Annotated in this window: 16 protein-coding genes and 1 riboswitch; of the genes, 14 read left to right on the forward strand and 2 right to left on the reverse strand. The window is 39.3% G+C overall.

What is annotated here, in order from left to right; all coding sequences use genetic code 11:
• The first annotated feature begins 44 nt into the window (after nucleotides 1-44).
• Nucleotides 45-198, forward strand: a riboswitch (M-box (ykoK) riboswitch).
• A gap of 191 nt (nucleotides 199-389) precedes the next feature.
• The 8 genes from mgtA to HMPREF9180_RS08655 all read left to right on the forward strand — a co-directional run bounded on the left by mgtA (nucleotide 390) and on the right by HMPREF9180_RS08655 (nucleotide 7,445).
• Nucleotides 390-3,050, forward strand: coding sequence for a magnesium-translocating P-type ATPase (gene mgtA / locus HMPREF9180_RS08620; protein ID WP_006146146.1), 2,661 nt, complete (start codon nucleotides 390-392; stop codon nucleotides 3,048-3,050).
• 135 nt (nucleotides 3,051-3,185) lie between these two features.
• On the forward strand, nucleotides 3,186-3,584 hold the full coding sequence (spx, locus tag HMPREF9180_RS08625) for a transcriptional regulator Spx (protein ID WP_000591164.1): 399 nt from the start codon (nucleotides 3,186-3,188) through the stop codon (nucleotides 3,582-3,584).
• 61 nt (nucleotides 3,585-3,645) lie between these two features.
• A complete protein-coding gene (locus HMPREF9180_RS08630; protein ID WP_006146147.1) occupies nucleotides 3,646-4,218 on the forward strand; it encodes an SP0191 family lipoprotein in 573 nt (190 codons plus the stop codon).
• 97 nt (nucleotides 4,219-4,315) lie between these two features.
• Entirely contained in the window at nucleotides 4,316-4,582 is a 267-nt protein-coding gene (locus HMPREF9180_RS08635) for an IreB family regulatory phosphoprotein (protein WP_025168751.1), read from the forward strand.
• A 3-nt stretch (nucleotides 4,583-4,585) separates the two neighbouring features.
• A complete protein-coding gene (ruvX, locus tag HMPREF9180_RS08640) occupies nucleotides 4,586-5,005 on the forward strand; it encodes a Holliday junction resolvase RuvX (RefSeq protein ID WP_040287836.1) in 420 nt (139 codons plus the stop codon).
• Between the two features lie 15 nt (nucleotides 5,006-5,020).
• Entirely contained in the window at nucleotides 5,021-5,326 is a 306-nt protein-coding gene (locus tag HMPREF9180_RS08645) for a DUF1292 domain-containing protein (RefSeq protein ID WP_006146150.1), read from the forward strand.
• Between the two features lie 358 nt (nucleotides 5,327-5,684).
• Nucleotides 5,685-6,935, forward strand: coding sequence for a bifunctional folylpolyglutamate synthase/dihydrofolate synthase (locus HMPREF9180_RS08650; protein WP_006146152.1), 1,251 nt, complete (start codon nucleotides 5,685-5,687; stop codon nucleotides 6,933-6,935).
• Between the two features lie 84 nt (nucleotides 6,936-7,019).
• Nucleotides 7,020-7,445 (forward strand): SP_0198 family lipoprotein, encoded by a 426-nt coding sequence (locus tag HMPREF9180_RS08655; protein ID WP_006146153.1) that lies wholly within the window; start codon nucleotides 7,020-7,022, stop codon nucleotides 7,443-7,445.
• Nucleotides 7,446-7,582: 137 nt separating this feature from the next.
• On the opposite strand, the gene HMPREF9180_RS08660 is transcribed toward HMPREF9180_RS08655, so the two are convergent.
• Nucleotides 7,583-8,395: a Cof-type HAD-IIB family hydrolase gene (locus HMPREF9180_RS08660; protein WP_006146154.1), complete on the reverse strand. Its 813-nt coding sequence runs from the start codon at nucleotides 8,393-8,395 to the stop codon at nucleotides 7,583-7,585.
• A gap of 197 nt (nucleotides 8,396-8,592) precedes the next feature.
• On the opposite strand from HMPREF9180_RS08660, the gene HMPREF9180_RS08665 reads away from it, so the two are divergent.
• The 6 genes from HMPREF9180_RS08665 (at nucleotide 8,593) to recA (ending at nucleotide 14,649) form a co-directional block, all read left to right on the forward strand.
• Nucleotides 8,593-10,014: an NCS2 family permease gene (locus tag HMPREF9180_RS08665; protein WP_006146155.1), complete on the forward strand. Its 1,422-nt coding sequence runs from the start codon at nucleotides 8,593-8,595 to the stop codon at nucleotides 10,012-10,014.
• An 88-nt stretch (nucleotides 10,015-10,102) separates the two neighbouring features.
• On the forward strand, nucleotides 10,103-10,546 hold the full coding sequence (tsaE, locus tag HMPREF9180_RS08670; RefSeq protein WP_006146156.1) for a tRNA (adenosine(37)-N6)-threonylcarbamoyltransferase complex ATPase subunit type 1 TsaE: 444 nt from the start codon (nucleotides 10,103-10,105) through the stop codon (nucleotides 10,544-10,546).
• Nucleotides 10,536-11,057: a GNAT family N-acetyltransferase gene (locus tag HMPREF9180_RS08675; RefSeq protein ID WP_006146157.1), complete on the forward strand. Its 522-nt coding sequence runs from the start codon at nucleotides 10,536-10,538 to the stop codon at nucleotides 11,055-11,057. The genes tsaE and HMPREF9180_RS08675 overlap by 11 nt, the downstream gene beginning before the upstream one ends.
• 15 nt (nucleotides 11,058-11,072) lie before the next feature.
• Nucleotides 11,073-12,110 (forward strand): glycopolymer--peptidoglycan transferase LytR, encoded by a 1,038-nt coding sequence (gene lytR, locus HMPREF9180_RS08680; protein ID WP_425274383.1) that lies wholly within the window; start codon nucleotides 11,073-11,075, stop codon nucleotides 12,108-12,110.
• A 76-nt stretch (nucleotides 12,111-12,186) separates the two neighbouring features.
• A complete protein-coding gene (locus tag HMPREF9180_RS08685) occupies nucleotides 12,187-13,443 on the forward strand; it encodes a competence/damage-inducible protein A (RefSeq protein WP_006146159.1) in 1,257 nt (418 codons plus the stop codon).
• A gap of 54 nt (nucleotides 13,444-13,497) precedes the next feature.
• Complete coding sequence (gene recA, locus HMPREF9180_RS08690; protein WP_006146160.1) at nucleotides 13,498-14,649, forward strand: recombinase RecA; 1,152 nt, start codon at nucleotides 13,498-13,500, stop codon at nucleotides 14,647-14,649.
• A gap of 46 nt (nucleotides 14,650-14,695) precedes the next feature.
• On the opposite strand, the gene HMPREF9180_RS08695 is transcribed toward recA, so the two are convergent.
• Nucleotides 14,696-15,250: a GNAT family N-acetyltransferase gene (locus tag HMPREF9180_RS08695; protein ID WP_006146161.1), complete on the reverse strand. Its 555-nt coding sequence runs from the start codon at nucleotides 15,248-15,250 to the stop codon at nucleotides 14,696-14,698.
• Between the last annotated feature and the right edge of the window lie 30 nt (nucleotides 15,251-15,280).

Raw genomic sequence — 15,280 nt, forward strand, 5'->3', positions numbered from 1 at the left:
GATAAATCGTTGACTTTTACTGTTTAAAGGTTTATACTGATAGGCGAAAACGGTAGGTGAGGCTACCATAGGGATACGGATGACTACCGCAAAGCAGTGGAGACACTACTCGTTGGTCAACAGTCCTGGTCGCGAAGGTCAAGACTAAGCTCATTACATTGCCCTAAGGAGTTAAAGCTTGAACGAAAACAGATGATAAGTTTTAGTCCTGCCATTTTATGGCAGGATTTTCTGCTGTTTTAGAACCAAGAAAGGAGATAAACGATGCAAATTGACGATCATCCAGAACCGCACATACACAGCCAATCGCTGATTTGTGTCGTTTTGCTCATATTAAAGTGATTGATCTCTGTGTATGAAATCACCATTCATACAGATAGGAGAAACCAATGAAAACTACAAAAGAAAGATTAGCAGTAGCTATTCAAACACCATTAGAAGATAGTCTCGCTTATTATCATACAAGTCTAGATGGATTAGGCCAAGAGCAAGTTGAAGAAAATCGTGATCTTTACGGTGAAAATACCATCACCAAGGGGCAAGAAGATTCAATCTTTAAAAAGATTTACGAATCTATCATCAATCCTTTCACAATTATTTTGCTTGTGATTGCCTTCATCTCTCTCGTTACAAACGTCTGGCTTGCCAAACCTGGTCAAGAGGATCCAACGACCTCTATCATTATCGTTGTCTTAATTTTAATTTCAGGAGGCATCCGTTTTGTCCAAGAGTTGCGAAGTGATAAGGCAACAACCAACCTTTCAAAAATGATTGTCAACACCGCAACTGTTATTCGCGATGGCCTTGAACAAGAGTTGCCAATCGATGAACTGGTTGTGGGAGATCTCGTGAAATTGAGTGCGGGAGATATGATTCCTGCAGATGTCGTCTTATTTGAATCACGCGATTTTTTCGTTCAACAGTCAGGCTTGACTGGAGAAAGTGATGCAGTTGAAAAACTAGCTTTAAATAAAGCTACTAGTCAGAATGTAGATAGCCTTTTAGAAGCAGAATCTTTAGCATTCATGGGGACAAACGTTATCTCAGGAAGTGCTACAGCTATGATTCTAGCAGTTGGTGATGACACCATGATGGGAGCTATTGAGCAAACCCTTACGACTTATGATGAACCCACTTCCTTTGAACGCGAAATGAACTCCGTTTCATGGTTGCTCATTCGATTGATGTTGGTCATGGTTCCTATTGTATTCTTTGCCAATGGTTTGACAGATGGTGACTGGCTGGAAGCAGGGGTCTTTGCCCTTAGTGTTGGTGTGGGTCTTACACCTGAAATGTTACCGATGATCATTACAGCTAGTTTGGCAAAGGGTTCTATCATCATGGCCAAAGAAAAGGTCGTGATTAAAAAACTCAATGCTATTCAGGACTTAGGTGCCATCGATATTCTATGTACAGATAAAACAGGGACATTAACTCAGGACGAGATTGTGTTGGAGTACCCTTTGGATATCCATGGAGATTTGGACCTAACTGTCTTACGTAGAGCTTATCTAAATTCTTATTTCCAAACAGGTTTAAAGAATCTAATGGACCGAGCTATTATCAAACGAACAGAAAAAGAAGCGAAGGAACACAGACTTCTACAAAATCTAGACCAAACGTTCCAAAAAATTGATGAGCTTCCCTTTGACTTTGAACGTAGACGGATGAGCGTCATTGTAAAAGATGATGAAGGCACCGTTAGTATGGTTACTAAAGGTGCTTTGGAAGAAATGTTGAATATTTCGACACATGTAGAATACCATGGGGAAACTATCCCTTTAACTGAAGAAATTCGCCAAGAAGTATTAACAGAGGTTAGCCAATTAAATCGTCAAGGTTTGCGTGTTTTAGGCGTTGGCTACAAGTCTCATCTACGTGAAGGTTATGCTTATACCGTGACTGATGAAAGTGATATGATTTTAACCGGTTATCTTGCCTTTTTGGATCCACCAAAACCTTCAGCAGCGCCTGCAATCAAGGCTTTACTTGAACATGGCGTTAAGACCAAAATTTTAACGGGGGATAATGAAAAAGTAACACAAGCCATCTGTGAAAAAGTTGGGTTAGATGTTGAACATATCCTTTTGGGAGCAGATATCGATCGAATGTCAGAACAAGAATTGGCAGAAGTGGTTGAAAGTGTGACAGTATTTGCTAAATTGTCTCCTGACCAAAAAGCTCGCATCATTCTACAGTTAAAAAGAAATGGGCATATTGTTGGTTATATGGGAGATGGTATTAACGATGCACCTTCCATGAAAGTGGCAGATGTGGGAATTTCTGTTGATACTGCAGTCGATATTGCCAAGGAAACAGCGGATGTTATCTTGTTGGATAAGGATCTCATGGTCCTTGAAAAAGGTTTGGTAGAAGGACGTAAAGTATACGCCAACATGACCAAGTATATTAAGATGACAGTTAGTTCAAACTTTGGGAATATCTTCTCGCTTCTAGTTGCGAGTATCTTCTTGCCATTCCTACCAATGTCCCCTGTTCATCTTATTGTCTTAAATCTTGTCTATGATTTGTCCTGTGTGGCCTTGCCGTTTGATAATGTGGATCAAGATTTCCTAAAACAACCCCATACATGGGAAGCAAAATCCATTACCAGATTTATGGTTTGGATGGGTCCGATCTCATCTATCTTTGATATTTTGACCTATATCTTCCTCTACTTTATCATTGTTCCTTTGGTGACAGGTCATTATTATGTTCACGGTTCTGAATCAGCCCTTCAGTTCATTATCTTTTTCCAAACAGGATGGTTTATCGAATCTATGTGGTCTCAAACTATGGTTATCCATATGCTTCGTACAGCCAAAGTTCCTTTTGTACAAAGTAGACCAGCTTGGCTTGTGATTTTGACAACTTTGCTTGCAGCCATTTTTGTAACCAGCCTACCTTATGGACCACTAGTAAATATCCTTCGTCTAGCACCTTTAGGACTTCCTTATTTCTTGTTCTTAATCTGTATTATTTTCTTGTATATGTTTAGTGTCACAGTTATTAAGAAATTTTACATTAGGAAGTACAAAGAGTGGTTATAGTTCGTATTTTGTCAATAAAAAGGGAGAAGAACAGGTAAAAAAGTTAAATTTTTTTAAAAATAGGTCGCAAGTTGGATGCTTTTTATGGTATAATAGAATAAACTGATAGAAACATGTAGCGAAAGGGGTAGGTACATGATTAAAATTTATACAGTCTCAAGTTGTACTAGCTGTAAAAAAGCGAAAACCTGGCTCAATGCCCACCAGTTAAGTTATAAAGAACAAAACCTCGGTAAAGAGGGAATTTCTAGAGAAGAATTATTAGATATTCTAACAAAAACAGACAATGGAATCGCGAGCATTGTATCATCAAAAAATCGTTACGCTAAAGCTCTTGGAGTTGATATCGAAGATTTGAGTGTCAATGAAGTGCTTAACTTAATCATGGAGACACCACGTATTCTAAAGAGTCCGATTCTTGTTGATGAGAAACGTTTGCAAGTCGGCTACAAGGAAGATGACATTCGTGCTTTCTTGCCACGTTCTGTCCGCAATGTAGAAAATGCAGAAGCACGTTTACGTGCAGCGCTATAAAAACATAAAGGCCGGGAGTGACTCCTGGCCTTATTTGATAGGTAAATAAGGAAAAACGAACATGAAGAAGATAATTATCGGGATAGTTGGGCTTCTATTTTTACTAGCTGGTTGTGGACAGAAAAAAGAGTCTGCAGAGTCATCTACAAATACAACAACTGAGACCTTCCAGTCAAATTTACCAGTTCTAGAAAATGCCAATAACAATACAGTTGTAACCAAGACACTTGTTCTACCTATTGATGAAAATGGGATTCAACAAACTCAGACCATTACCTATAAGGGTAAACAATTCTTGACTTTAACAATCCAGCAAAAGCGACAAGTTTCAGAAGACCTCAAGAACTTTATTGCAGAACGTGGACTCGAGGAAGCAAGGAGCGCCTTAAAAGAAGAGGAATCCAAGGACGAATCTCTTCAATCGGCTCGAAAAATTGCTGGCTTTACTATTGAAACGACTCTTCTGAATGAGAAAGAAATGGAAACCAAGACTAGCTATGATTTCCAAACATTGGATCTTAAAAAAGCAAGAGAAAACGAATATTTAAAAAATGTTGGTTTGGAAAATCTACTAAAAAACGAACCAGAAGAGTATATTGCAAGTCGAGTTGCAAATGGGGCAACTGTTCAGTAAAAAAGTCGCATAAAATTAGCAAATTCAGAATGTGCCATTTGTAGAAAGGCTATGAATGTGCTATAATAGTACTATTCTAAAGAAAGAGGGTGTTAGAATGGGATTTACTGAAGAAACCGTACGTTTTAGATTGGACGATTCCAATAAAAAAGAGATTAGCGAAACATTGACAGATGTCTATGCTTCATTGAACGAAAAGGGCTATAATCCTATTAATCAGATCGTGGGTTATGTTCTCAGTGGAGACCCAGCCTATGTTCCTCGTTACAATAATGCAAGAAATCAAATCCGTAAATACGAACGTGATGAGATTGTCGAAGAGTTGGTTCGTTACTACCTTAAGGGGCAAGGAGTCGATCTATAATCTATGAGAATTATGGGGTTGGACGTTGGTTCCAAAACAGTCGGTGTAGCGATTAGCGATCCGCTAGGGTTTACAGCACAAGGGCTCGAAATCATCCAAATCAATGAAGACCAAGGTCAGTTTGGCTTTGATCGTCTAAAAGAATTGGTTGAGTCCTATAAAGTAGAGCATTTTGTAGTTGGATTGCCAAAGAATATGAACAATACTAGTGGACCACGGGTGGAAGCTAGCCAAGCATATGGAGCTAAGCTAGAAGAACTCTTTGGATTGCCAGTAGAGTATCAAGATGAACGTCTGACTACAGTTGCTGCAGAGCGCATGTTGATTGAGCAAGCAGATGTTAGTCGCAATAAACGTAAGAAAGTCATTGATAAGTTAGCGGCTCAATTGATTTTGCAAAATTATTTAGATAGAAAATTTTAATACAAAGGAGAGGCTATGTCACACGATCATAACCACGACCACGAAGAACGTGAACTTATTACACTTGTAGATGAGCAAGGAAACGAAACCTTATTTGAAATCCTTTTGACTATTGATGGGAAGGAAGAATTTGGTAAAAACTATGTTCTTCTTGTACCAGTTAACGCAGAAGAAGATGAAAATGGCGAAGTTGAAATCCAAGCCTATTCATTCACTGAAAATGAAGATGGAACAGAAGGTGAATTGCAACCAATCCCTGAAGATGCTGAAGAAGAATGGGACATGATTGAAGAAGTCTTCAACAGCTTTATGGAGGAGTGATACAGTCTGGGAGACTGTATCAGCCCAACTCCCAGAAACTGGAGAGAGTTGGAAGGTTCGAGGATGTTTTTAGCCCTGTGCTAGAAATTGGAAACGCAGGTAGTCTGGGAGACTGTATCAGCCCAACTCCCAGAAACTGGAGAGAGTTGGAAGGTTCGAGGAACGTTTTTACCCCAACTCCTAGAACTAGAAAGAGTTGGAAGGTTCGGGGACGTTTTTAGCCCTGCGCTAGAAAATAAAAACCGTCAGTAAGTCCGGTGGACGTTTTTAGTACGTACTAGAATAAAATATTAGCTAGTTACTAGCTAATGAAGCAAAAAGCGAAGAGAATCTTCGCTTTTTTATTAAGGAGATACATATGTTTGAAGTTGAAGAATGGCTTCATAGTCGAATCGGTTTAAATTTTAGATCAGGTCTAGGTAGAATGCAGAAAGCAGTGGACCTATTGGAAAATCCTGAGCAAACCTATCCGATTATCCATGTGACGGGTACAAATGGTAAGGGATCAACCATTGCCTTTATGAGAGAGCTATTTGCAGCCCATGGGAAGAGGGTTGGAACTTTTACTTCGCCCCATATTGTTAGTATCCACGATCGAATCTGTATTAACGGAAATCCTATTTCAGATGCTGATTTTATTCGTCTAGCAAATGAAATCAAAAAAATGGAAAAACGTTTGTTAGAAACACATGATCAATTATCTTTTTTTGAGTTATTAACCTTAATTGCCTTGCTTTATTTTAAAGAGCAGGAAGTCGATTTGGTCTTACTTGAGGTAGGAATTGGTGGCCTGCTGGATACGACTAATGTAGTAACAGGTGAGATTGCAGTCATAACATCAGTCGGCTTAGATCACCAGGAGACTTTAGGAAATAGCTTAGAGGAGATTGCGGAGCAAAAGTCGGGTATTTTTAAATCTGGGAAGAAAGCCGTGATTGCTAAATTGGCTCCTGAAGCACAGCTGGTTTGTCAAAAAACAGCCAAAAATTTATCAGTAGACCTCTACCAAGCAGGGCAGGATTTTTCTTTTAAGAAAGGACATTTTTCTAGTGAGTTGGCAGAGTGGAGAGACCTTTCGCTAAGCTTAGAAGGAGCTTATCAAGAGGAAAATGCAGCTCTAGCTTTACAGGTATTTTTGCTATTTATGGTGAAAAGAGGGGAACTGGTTCAGGAAACAGCTGTACGGCATGCGTTAGAGCATACTCACTGGGCAGGTCGTCTAGAACCAGTAACCAGTCATGTGTACCTGGATGGCGCTCACAATCTTCCTGCTCTAGAAAGGCTGGTTGAATTTATTCAAGAAAAAATACAAGAAGGCTATCGCCCTCAGATTCTTTTTGGGGCTTTGAAACGTAAAGATTACAATGGCATGCTTGGTTATTTGACAGAGCACCTACCAGATCTCCCTCTTTTTGTGACAAGCTTTGATTACCAAGGTTCTTTAGAAGAACAAGATTTGGGAGGATATACAAGTATTGCTTCTTATCGAGATTTCATAGATAAATTTGAACATTTTGCAGAGGAGCAAGATTTACTGTTTGTGACGGGTTCTCTCTATTTTATATCAGAGGTTCGTGCACACCTTATGGGATATGAGTCTATTGATTGACCTGCTTTCTTTTATTTGATATAGTTGAGGTGAAATATTTCAATAGTTTTTTCTGCATTTACCTGCTAAAAGAAAGGAGATATTATGACCTTAAAAAAATTCACACTTTCTCTTGCCGTTTTGGCAAGTCTTAGTCTTTTAGTTGCTTGCTCAACCAAAGAACAAAGAACTTCGGCATCTCAAACAAGCACTAGTTCAGAAGTGATAACAAATCAGATATCTGAAGCAACAACATCTAGCGCTACGAATGCTACAACTGTCAATATGGATGGTACCTATAAGGGGCAGGATGAGGGAGATAGCATTACTCTCGTTGTTACTGGTAATACCGGAACATGGACAGAAGTGGAAGCAAATGGAGTGCAGGAAGTTAAGAAGGTAACCTTTGAACCAGAAAGTCAGAAAGTCATCATCGGAGACGATGTCAAGATTTATGTAGCTGAGGAAAATCAAATTATCATCGGTGACATGAACCGTGAAGTTCTGGGCCGTATCATTTTAAAAAAATAGATATTTTGTAAGGATTTGAATCTGGATAAAATCAGTACAAATCCTTTTTTTAATAAATTTTTATATGAAAAAAGTTCCATACTTAAAGGGCTCATTTTCGCTAAAAGTATGGAACTGATGAATTATAAGTCATGGTTTTAGAGGAATCTCTCTTGTAAAAACTGAGCGACGCCATCTTCTTCATTGGTTAATGGTAATTGCTCGTCTGCGAAAGGCAATAGAGCAGGATTAGCATTTTTCATGGCATAACCTTTGCCTGCAAAAGAAAGCATTTCTTGGTCATTATGTTCGTCACCAAAAGCAATCAAATCCTGTTTGTCTTTATTCATGACATTGAGAAGATATTCAAGGGCAAAGGCTTTGTGGACTCCTTTAGGAGTACATTCAAGGATGTTTAAAGGCCCACCCCAAGTGTTAATATTAAGTTGGTGCTTGTAGAAGCTGTTCATCTCTTCTGCAAGTGCATATTTATCGTCGGCCCTAGTTTTCAATAAAATACAGTTAGGTCCCTTGGTCACTAAATCAGACTTGAATTGATTTTCTGGGCGAAAATTTTCAATACCAAACAATTTAGGATCGGCAATTTCTTTGTCCGGGGCTGTAATGTAAAACTTTTTACGGTATTCACCTGCGATAAAGTCGGCCTCAATCTCCTCTTTTCGTTTCACGATATCCAAGAGGTATTCTTTGTCTACAGTAAGGCATTTTTCATGTTTCCAAGCCCTACCAGGTAGGTGAGTGAGCGAACCGTTGAAGTTAATCATAGGTGTTTCAAGCTCAAGTTGGTCATAAAAATCTTTGGCCATACGGTAAGGTCGACCAGTTGTAATAACGACTTGGTGGCCTTTTTTAGAGATTTTTTTTATTGTTTCAATAGTAAAGTCAGAAAGTTTGCTTTCAGAGTTGAGTAGGGTTCCGTCTAAATCAACGGCAATCATTTTTTTAGTCATAAAATCCTCCCGAATCTAGTTTCAGATAAGGTGCTCTCTATTATATCAAAAAGAAGAGAGAAAAGCAGACAATAAGTTAAAAAGAAGAGGAATAATATCTCATAAGATTTTTATAATCCAGTACAAAAATCTTGAAAAGATGAATGATTGATGATATAATATTCATATTGTTCGTAAAATGACAAAGGAGATTAAAAATGGACAAACTCTTTAAACTAAAAGAACATGGGACAGATGTCCGTACAGAGGTTCTTGCTGGTTTAACTACTTTCTTTGCAATGAGTTATATTCTCTTTGTAAACCCTCAAATACTTTCACAAACAGGCATGCCTGTTCAAGGTGTGTTCTTAGCAACAATCATCGGTTCTGTAGTGGGAACTTTGATGATGGCTTTCTACGCTAACTTGCCATATGCACAAGCACCAGGTATGGGATTAAATGCCTTCTTCACCTTTACAGTCGTATTTGGTATGGGCTATACTTGGAAAGAAGCTCTTGGAATGGTCTTCATTTGTGGAGTTATTTCACTGATGATTACTCTGACTAAAGTTCGTAAAATGATCATTGAATCCATTCCTACAACACTTCGTTCAGCAATTTCAGCAGGTATCGGTGTTTTCCTTGCTTATGTTGGTATTAAGAATGCTGGTCTTTTGAAATTTTCAATCGATCCAGGTACTTATACGGTTGCGGGTGAAGGAGCAGATAAGGCTCAAGCAGCTCTTACTGCAAATTCAGCGGCCGTTCCAGGTTTGGTAGATTTCAATACTTCAGCAGTATTGGTTGCTCTTGCAGGTCTTGCCATCACAATCTTCTTTGTTGTTAAAGGTATCAAAGGTGGTATCATCCTTTCTATTTTAACAACGACAGTTCTTGCGATTGCGGTTGGTCTTGTTAATGTGTCAAGTATTGATTTCGCTAGCAATAACCTTTCATCAGCAGTAAATGATTTAGGAACCTTATTTGGTGCCGCTCTTGGTTCAGAAGGATTAGGATCTCTGATTTCAAATACTTCTCGTTTACCAGAAACTTTGATGGCCATTCTAGCCTTCTCATTGACAGATATTTTTGATACTATTGGTACTCTTATCGGTACCGGTGAAAAAGTTGGTATCGTTGCAACAAATGGTGAAAATCATCAGTCTGTTAAATTAGATAAAGCTCTTTATTCTGACTTGGTTGCAACTTCAGTAGGTGCCATTGCAGGTACTTCAAACGTTACGACCTATGTTGAATCTGCAGCGGGTATCGGTGCTGGTGGACGTACTGGTTTGACAGCACTAGTTGTTGCTATCTGTTTTGCTTTATCTAGCTTCTTTAGTCCACTTTTAGCGATTGTTCCAACGGCTGCGACTGCCCCAATTTTGATTATTGTCGGAATTATGATGCTTTCTAACTTGAAAAATATCCCTTGGGATGATATGTCAGAAGCTGTTCCAGCCTTCTTCACGTCTATCTTTATGGGATTCAGTTACTCAATTACACAAGGGATTGCCGTTGGTTTCTTGACTTATACTTTGACGAAGATTGTTAAAGGTCAAATCAAAGATGTACATGTCATGATTTGGATTTTGGATGCTTTGTTCATCTTGAACTACATCAGTATGGCTCTTAAATAATGATAAAACCTAAAAAAAGGAGGAGAGTTCTCCTCCTTTTTTATTAGTAGAAATATCGCAAAAGAAAACTTTTTGGTATAATAAAAACATGCACACAAAAAATGAAGATGAACTCATTACTCTTGGGCAAGAGTTAGGTTCTTTGCTAGAGAAAAATGATGTATTGATTTTGACTGGTGAATTAGGTGCTGGGAAAACCACTCTAACAAAAGGTTTGGCAAAAGGATTAGGTATTCATCAAATGATTAAGAGTCCTACCTATACCATTGTTCGGGAATATGAAGGACGTCTACCTTTATATCACTTAGATGTTTATCGTATCGAAGGGGACGCAGATTCTATCGATTTGGATGAATTTCTTTTTGGTTCAGGTGTGACAGTGATTGAATGGGGGCATCTATTAGCTGATGCTCTTCCATCAGACTATCTCGAATTAGAAATCCTTAAAGATGGTGAGGGACGTGAAGTTGTCTTTCATGCCCACGGTCAACGAGCAACAGAACTATTGCAGAGGTTGATGGATGGAGTGTGATCTTTTAATCCGTGAAGCAGAAGTCCAAGATGCTTCAGCTCTTATTGCACTTTTAGATCAGATTGGTCAGGAATCTAACTTTACGAGTTTAGATGAAAATGGAATTGAAATGACTCAATCCGAAATGCAGCATTTTATCGACAAACAGTCTCAGTCGGATAATCAAATTACTTTACTAGCTTTTTTAAATGATGAATTGGCAGGTGTCATCAATATTACAGCGGATCAACGTCCGAGAGTTCGACATATTGGTGATGTCTTCTTGGGCATTAAAAAAGCATACTGGGGGAATGGTCTTGGAAGTATTTTGATGGAAGAAGCTATTGAATGGGCTAAAACGAATGCTAGTATTCGACGGTTACAATTGACAGTTCAAAAACGCAATCTTGCGGCTGTTCATCTATATAAAAAGATGGGCTTTATTGTAGAAGGATTACAGGAGCGTGGTGCTTGTATAGAGGGAGGAGAGTTTCTTGACGTTTACCTAATGGGTCGACTGATAGACGAATAAAGGTATGGTAAAAAAATAATCGGAATGTTTTTAGGCTTTGTTCTTGTAACAGTGATTGGTGTTGGAGCGTATGCCTTCACTATCTATCAACAAAGTACACAGACTTTAGCCAAAACCTATAAAAAAATCGGGGAAGAAACGAAGGTTATCGAGGCAACTGAACCTTTGACAATCCTATTGATGGGTGTGGACACAGGGAACGTTGAGCGTACAGACAAGTGGGTAGGTAACAGTGACTCTATGATTTTGGTGACAGTCAACCCTAAAACCAAGAAAGTTGTTATGATGAGTTTGGAACGTGATATTCTGACAAAAATCCAACAGCCTGATGGTAGTGTCATGGAGGCTAAACTAAACGCTGCCTATGCTACTGGTGGAGCTGAGCTTGCCATATCAACCATACAAAAAATGATGAATATCCATATTGACCGCTATGTGATGGTTAATATGCATGGACTTCAAGAAATGGTAGATGCTGTGGGAGGTATCACTGTAAACAATACTCTAGGATTCCCAATTTCTATTCAAGATCAGGAGCCTTTTAATACGATTTCTATCGGCGTTGGTGAGCAAAAATTAAATGGTGAAGAGGCTCTTGTTTATTCACGCATGCGCTATCAAGATCCAGAAGGAGACTATGGTCGCCAGAAGCGTCAGCGTGAGGTCATTCAAAATATTGTTGAGAAGATTCTTAGTGTGAATAGTGTCAGTCATTACCAAGAAATTTTGAAAGCTCTTAGTGATAATATGCAGACAAATATTGAGATTACTACCTCAACGATTCCCCAGTTGATGGGTTACCAAGACTCCTTTAAGAATATTGAGTCTCAGCAATTGCGTGGTGAGGATGCAATGCTTCAAGGTGGGTCTTACCAAATTGTAACTACTGCTCATATATTAGAAATGCAAAATATTTTACGTCGTTCTCTGGGGCAACCAGAGGTAACTAAATTAGAGACAAATGCAGTTCTATATGAAAATATTAATGGAAATATACAACAAACCACTGATTACATTCAAGATCAGGAACAAGAAGTGCCACTAGAGCCATAAAAAATGAATACACAAATCGTAGGAATTTTCCTGCGATTTTTTCAAAGAAATCCGAATAGATAGGTAGGAGGAAAAAATGAAAGCGGAAATAATAGCTGTTGGGACAGAAATTTTAACAGGTCAAATCGTCAATACCAATGCTCAGTTTTTATCTGAAAAATTGGCTGAAATCGGAGTAGATGTCTACTTCCAGACAGCTGTAGGAGATAATGAAGCTCGGCTTTTATCCCTGTTGGAGATTGCTCAGAACCGCAGTAATCTAGTTATCCTCACGGGAGGATTGGGGCCAACAGAGGATGATCTGACCAAACAAACCTTGGCAAAATTTCTAGGGCGTGATTTGACTTTTGATGCTCAAGCGCAGGCCAAATTAGATGATTTCTTTGCTCATCGACCAGACTATGCTCGAACTCCAAATAATGAACGTCAAGCTCAGATTGTTCAGGGGTCAACCCCGCTACCCAATGAAACCGGGCTAGCAGTTGGCGGTATGATTGAGGTAGATGGCGTGACTTATGTTGTCCTACCAGGTCCGCCAAGTGAACTAAAACCCATGGTTTTAAATGAATTGTTGCCAAGATTGACAACAGGAGCTAAGTTGTACTCACGCGTACTGCGTTTCTTTGGCATTGGTGAGAGCCAGCTGGTGACCATTTTGTCAGATTTAATTGAAGAACAGACAGATCCAACCTTGGCCCCTTATGCAAAAACGGGAGAGGTGACTCTTCGCTTGTCTACAAAAGCTCGCAGTGAGAGCGAGGCCAGAAATGCCTTGGATAATCTGGAAAAAGAAATACTTGACCGTCAGACTTTTGAAGGGGTTGATTTAAAGGATATTTGCTATGGTTATGGTGAGAAAACAAGTCTAGCCAGTGTAGTTGTTGAGGAGTTGAAAAAGCAGCATAAAACCATAACAGCTGCAGAAAGTTTGACAGCCGGGCTTTTTCAAGCAACTTTGGCAGAATTTTCGGGAGTGTCAGCTATCTTTAAAGGTGGTTTTGTCACTTATAGTCTGGAAGAAAAAGCTAAGATATTAGATATTCCACGAGAAGAGTTGGAAGAACATGGAGTTGTTTCAGCCTTTACAGCGGAAAATATGGCAAATCAGGCGCGACTGAAAACCCAGTCAGACTTTGGAATTAGTTTGACAGGAGTAGCAGGTCCGGATAGTCTAGAAGGCCATCCAGCAGGCACGGTTTTTATCGGTTTGTCTCAAGCATCCGGCACAGAAGTTGTTCAAGTCAATATAGCTGGAAGAAGTCGAGCAGATGTTCGTAAAATTGCGGTTATGCATGCTTTTAACTTAGTTCGCAAAGCTTTATTAAGTGACTGACTTTTGATATAATAGAAGAAGATTCTTAGAATCATTAAAATATAGGAGAACAAAATGGCGAAAAAACCAACAAAAAAATTAGATGAAATTGGGAAAAAATTTGGAGCTGATCGTGAAAAAGCTTTGAATGATGCTCTTAAATTGATTGAAAAAGACTTTGGTAAGGGGTCAATCATGCGTTTGGGTGAACGCGCAGAGCAAAAAGTGCAAGTAATGAGCTCAGGATCTTTAGCGCTTGATATTGCCCTTGGTGCAGGTGGTTATCCAAAGGGACGTATCATTGAGATCTACGGTCCGGAATCATCAGGTAAGACAACAGTAGCCCTTCACGCTGTAGCTCAAGCACAAAAAGAAGGCGGAATTGCTGCCTTTATCGATGCGGAACACGCTCTTGATCCTGCCTATGCAGCAGCTCTTGGGGTGAACATTGACGAATTGCTCTTGTCACAACCAGACTCAGGTGAACAAGGTCTTGAAATTGCAGGAAAATTGATTGACTCAGGTGCAGTTGATCTTGTCGTTATTGACTCAGTTGCAGCTCTTGTTCCTCGTGCGGAAATCGATGGAGATATCGGAGATAGCCACGTTGGTCTTCAAGCTCGTATGATGAGCCAGGCTATGCGTAAACTCGGAGCTTCTATCAACAAGACAAAGACAATTGCCATCTTCATCAACCAGTTGCGTGAAAAAGTAGGGGTTATGTTTGGAAATCCAGAAACAACTCCTGGTGGACGCGCCCTTAAATTCTATGCTTCAGTCCGTTTGGATGTGCGTGGAAGTACACAAATCAAGGGAACTGGTGACCAAAAAGACACTAACGTCGGTAAAGAAACTAAGATTAAAGTTGTGAAAAACAAGGTTGCTCCACCGTTCAAAGAAGCTCTTGTTGAAATCATGTACGGAGAAGGCATTTCTAGAACTGGTGAACTCTTGAAGATTGCTAGTGATTTGGATATCATCCAAAAGGCAGGCGCTTGGTACTCATACAAGGGTGAAAAAATCGGACAAGGTTCTGAGAACGCCAAGAAATACTTGGCAGATCATCCAGAAGCCTTTGATGAAATTGACCACCAAGTTCGTGTTCAATATGGTTTGATTGAAGAGGAAGAAGGCTCTAAAGAAAGTTCAGTATCGGTTGATACAGATTCTAATCAAGAAGTGACTCTTGATTTGGGCGATGCTCTTGAAATCGAAATTGAAGAATAAAAAGAAAAAGTAGCAGTTTTTCTGCTACTTTTTTGTTTCATGACAACTAGTGATCACTGAAACGACGGTATTTAATGTGGAAATCAAAATAATTCTCATCTTGTAATTTTTGAAAAATGTCTCGGTAGGCTTCCTCATCAAAGTGATCCCCACGGTAAAGAATTTCAAAACTCAGTCCGTCATACTCTAAGAAGGCATTTGCGGATTTAAAACCATTTTGTCGATAGAAATCCATGCGAGCCTTCCGCTGTTCGAGGTTATCGCAGTCTTCGTCCAATCGCTCCACCTCAAGGATCATGGTTCGTTGATAGAAGTCCGTCAGTTTTTCAATGATTTCTCTCCCATATCCATGACTGCGTAGGTGAGTCATAATGGCAAAAAAGCTGATGTAAAAAGCTTTTTGATTGGAAATGGCAAAGGCAAAACCAACAAATTCTTCTTCATTATAAAAGGCGAAAAAGTTGGCGTCATCTCTATCCTGGTAACTTAAAAACTCTTCCAAAGAGACTCGCTCTTCTTCAGGGAAGGCTTCCTTGTTTAAGTGTTCAACTTTTTCAAGGTCTGGGAATACATCAGTAATTAACTGGCTTGTCAAGCTCATAAATTGCCTCCTTTTTTCTTGATTATATCA

Origin of the sequence: Streptococcus peroris ATCC 700780, assembly GCF_000187585.1 — a bacterium.
Classification (GTDB): domain Bacteria; phylum Bacillota; class Bacilli; order Lactobacillales; family Streptococcaceae; genus Streptococcus; species Streptococcus peroris.

What these genes read in the sequence shown, in the direction of transcription:
- mgtA (WP_006146146.1), top strand. Translation starts at nt 390, where the DNA reads ATGAAAACTACAAAAGAAAGATTAGCAGTAGCTATTCAAACACCATTA.
- spx (WP_000591164.1), top strand. Translation starts at nt 3,186, where the DNA reads ATGATTAAAATTTATACAGTCTCAAGTTGTACTAGCTGTAAAAAAGCG.
- HMPREF9180_RS08630 (WP_006146147.1), top strand. Translation starts at nt 3,646, where the DNA reads ATGAAGAAGATAATTATCGGGATAGTTGGGCTTCTATTTTTACTAGCT.
- HMPREF9180_RS08635 (WP_025168751.1), top strand. Translation starts at nt 4,316, where the DNA reads ATGGGATTTACTGAAGAAACCGTACGTTTTAGATTGGACGATTCCAAT.
- ruvX (WP_040287836.1), top strand. Translation starts at nt 4,586, where the DNA reads ATGAGAATTATGGGGTTGGACGTTGGTTCCAAAACAGTCGGTGTAGCG.
- HMPREF9180_RS08645 (WP_006146150.1), top strand. Translation starts at nt 5,021, where the DNA reads ATGTCACACGATCATAACCACGACCACGAAGAACGTGAACTTATTACA.
- HMPREF9180_RS08650 (WP_006146152.1), top strand. Translation starts at nt 5,685, where the DNA reads ATGTTTGAAGTTGAAGAATGGCTTCATAGTCGAATCGGTTTAAATTTT.
- HMPREF9180_RS08655 (WP_006146153.1), top strand. Translation starts at nt 7,020, where the DNA reads ATGACCTTAAAAAAATTCACACTTTCTCTTGCCGTTTTGGCAAGTCTT.
- HMPREF9180_RS08660 (WP_006146154.1), bottom strand. Translation starts at nt 8,395, where the DNA reads ATGACTAAAAAAATGATTGCCGTTGATTTAGACGGAACCCTACTCAAC.
- HMPREF9180_RS08665 (WP_006146155.1), top strand. Translation starts at nt 8,593, where the DNA reads ATGGACAAACTCTTTAAACTAAAAGAACATGGGACAGATGTCCGTACA.
- tsaE (WP_006146156.1), top strand. Translation starts at nt 10,103, where the DNA reads ATGCACACAAAAAATGAAGATGAACTCATTACTCTTGGGCAAGAGTTA.
- HMPREF9180_RS08675 (WP_006146157.1), top strand. Translation starts at nt 10,536, where the DNA reads ATGGAGTGTGATCTTTTAATCCGTGAAGCAGAAGTCCAAGATGCTTCA.
- HMPREF9180_RS08685 (WP_006146159.1), top strand. Translation starts at nt 12,187, where the DNA reads ATGAAAGCGGAAATAATAGCTGTTGGGACAGAAATTTTAACAGGTCAA.
- recA (WP_006146160.1), top strand. Translation starts at nt 13,498, where the DNA reads ATGGCGAAAAAACCAACAAAAAAATTAGATGAAATTGGGAAAAAATTT.
- HMPREF9180_RS08695 (WP_006146161.1), bottom strand. Translation starts at nt 15,250, where the DNA reads ATGAGCTTGACAAGCCAGTTAATTACTGATGTATTCCCAGACCTTGAA.